Here is a 2,223-nt window from a genome sequence, read left to right on the forward strand (position 1 = left end):
CAATATCAACTGCATCTGCTCCACCGATATCAAGGTGGTTTTTGTCGTTAACTTTTATATTTAAATCCATAATTAAAACTCCTAAAAAAGTTACATTATGCTTATAATTATGGATTTCGCTTTATTTAAAATTTGTCTAAGAAATGGAATTTCCGTTCAAGTTATTAATGTGTAACTTGAAAAAGTAATGTAGTGATACAATGAAACCGGCATATGGACTAACAGTTAGGGGAGTCATCAAAAACAGTGATGATGAGATATTGATTGTAAAAAGACATCCTAAAAGCAGAACTGATCCTGAGATGTGGGAGCTTCCGGGCGGAAAAGTCGAAAAGAAAGAGCACTTTGCAGACGCCCTTGTTCGGGAAATCAAGGAGGAAACAAATCTTGACTGTGAAGTGGGGGACTTCTGTGAAGCTGTTCAAAACGATTATATGCACAAAAGAACCGTGCAGCTTATTATGTATCTTGATGATGTCTCAGGTGATGTGAAAATAAGCGAAGAGCACACAGACTGGATGTGGGCTGATTTGGAAAAGATTGAAACATTGGAGATTTCTACATCTCTTGAAAAAATATTGAAAAAAAGAAAAGGAAAGATTTAGTCCACCATCATATGGTCTACAATGGTTAAACTATCTCTTCTGCATTTTGGGCATGTGGCGTTCTGATCCAGGTAGTATACTTCTTCACCGCAGTCAGGACATATGTCAAAATCACGGCGAATGAATATTGTCAGGTCATTGGTATGATCTTTTAGAATAGCTTTGATTTCAGAATCCGTAAAATTTGCGTTATTTTCTGTTATTACAAATTTATTGATTTGCTTTTTACAGTTTGAACAGAAATAGCCATGGTAGACTCCGGCAAATTTGAATTTATTGCCCTTTGAAAAGTCATAATCGTCTTCACCTATGTGGAATTCATCGTCCGTGTCCAGTGCAAATGAGTAATCTGCCTTTGAGGCAAGTTCGCTTCCGCATTCTATGCATCTTTGAAACTCGTCATCAAACTGAATGATTTTTGAATCATCACTGGAATCCTCAATCATCTGAATTATTTCACCGTCATCCATTTCAGGAGATTTCTTATATATTATGAACTTGTTTATGAATTTTTGACATTCATAGCAATAATATTTGGCAAAAAATCCTTTGACCGGTGCAATAGAGCTTTCAGCAGATGTAGACTTTACCAATGGCTTTATGTTAACCTGACCTGTTTCGTCAATCCAAAATATTTCATCTATGGAAGTGTAAGTATATCCGCACGTATTGCATAAATATTCTACCCGCCTTGCCATAAATAAAACCTCTTTAACCTTATAAAATTTCATCCAAAGCTTTTACAAACTTGTCGACTTCTTCTTTTGTAATTATAAGTGGTGGAACGAATCTCAAGACCTTGTCTGCAGTACAGTTGATTAAAAATCCTGCTTCTCGGAGTTTGTCCACATATTCAGCTCCAGGTTTGGTAAGTTCTACACCAATCATAAGACCTTTTCCTCTTACATCAGCTATAATGTCCTTGTCTAATTTCTTAAGCTCTGAAATGAAGTAGTCTCCAACCTCATTAACATTGTCAAGGATATTTTCATCAACAATAGTGTCTAAAACAGCATTTGCTGCAGCACATACAAGAGGTCCTCCACCGAAAGTGGTTCCGTGATCTCCAGGTACGAATGCACTGGCAACCTTTTCTGTTGCAAGGATTCCACCCATTGGAACTCCTCCACCGATACCTTTAGCCATTGTCATGATGTCAGGTTTTACATCAAAGAGTTCATGTGCAAACAGTGTTCCACATCTTCCAAAACCTGTCTGAACCTCATCGACAATGAAAACAATGTCCTTTTCCTTACAGATTTTTTCTATTTCCTTGAGGTATTCCATATCAGGGATGTTAATTCCGCCTTCACCCTGAATAGGTTCAACAATGATTGCTGCAGTATTTTCGGTTATTGCTTCTTTCATCGCTTCAATATCATTGTATGGAACATTTATAAAACCTTTAGGAAGTATTGCCTTGAACGGTTCGTGATAATGTTCATGTCCAGTTGCAGCAAGTGTCACGACTGTCCTTCCATGGAATGATTCGACAGTTGATATGACTTCGCTTTTTCCTGTGTATTTCACTGCAAGTTTGATAGCTCCTTCATTTGCTTCAGCACCGCTGTTTGCATAAAAGATTCTGTCAAAGCTTGTCATTTCAATCAATTTTTTT

The 2,223-nt window shown here is 37.2% G+C and carries 3 protein-coding genes; 1 reads left to right on the forward strand and 2 read right to left on the reverse strand.

The genetic code is table 11. The annotated features are described in order from the left end of the window. Positions 1-200 precede the first annotated feature (200 nt). Positions 201-605 carry an NUDIX domain-containing protein gene (locus tag QZU83_RS10655; protein ID WP_295611960.1) on the forward strand — a complete coding sequence of 135 codons (405 nt, stop codon included), beginning with the start codon at positions 201-203 and terminating at the stop codon, positions 603-605. Here QZU83_RS10655 and QZU83_RS10660 read toward each other — a convergent pair. After that, positions 602-1,303: a hypothetical protein gene (locus tag QZU83_RS10660; RefSeq protein WP_295611961.1), complete on the reverse strand. Its 702-nt coding sequence runs from the start codon at positions 1,301-1,303 to the stop codon at positions 602-604. The genes QZU83_RS10655 and QZU83_RS10660 overlap by 4 nt on opposite strands. A gap of 19 nt (positions 1,304-1,322) precedes the next feature. Then, positions 1,323-2,223, reverse strand: a 901-nt coding sequence (locus QZU83_RS10665; protein ID WP_295611962.1) for an aminotransferase class III-fold pyridoxal phosphate-dependent enzyme, incomplete at its 5' end; no start/stop codon positions are given.

The sequence above is a fragment of the uncultured Methanobrevibacter sp. genome (assembly GCF_902771435.1).
In the GTDB taxonomy this organism is placed as follows: Archaea; Methanobacteriota; Methanobacteria; order Methanobacteriales; family Methanobacteriaceae; genus Methanocatella.

Bases quoted from the DNA above. Each gene is read 5' to 3' on its own strand.
- QZU83_RS10655 (WP_295611960.1), top strand. From the start codon at position 201: ATGAAACCGGCATATGGACTAACAGTTAGGGGAGTCATCAAAAACAGT.
- QZU83_RS10660 (WP_295611961.1), bottom strand. From the start codon at position 1,303: ATGGCAAGGCGGGTAGAATATTTATGCAATACGTGCGGATATACTTAC.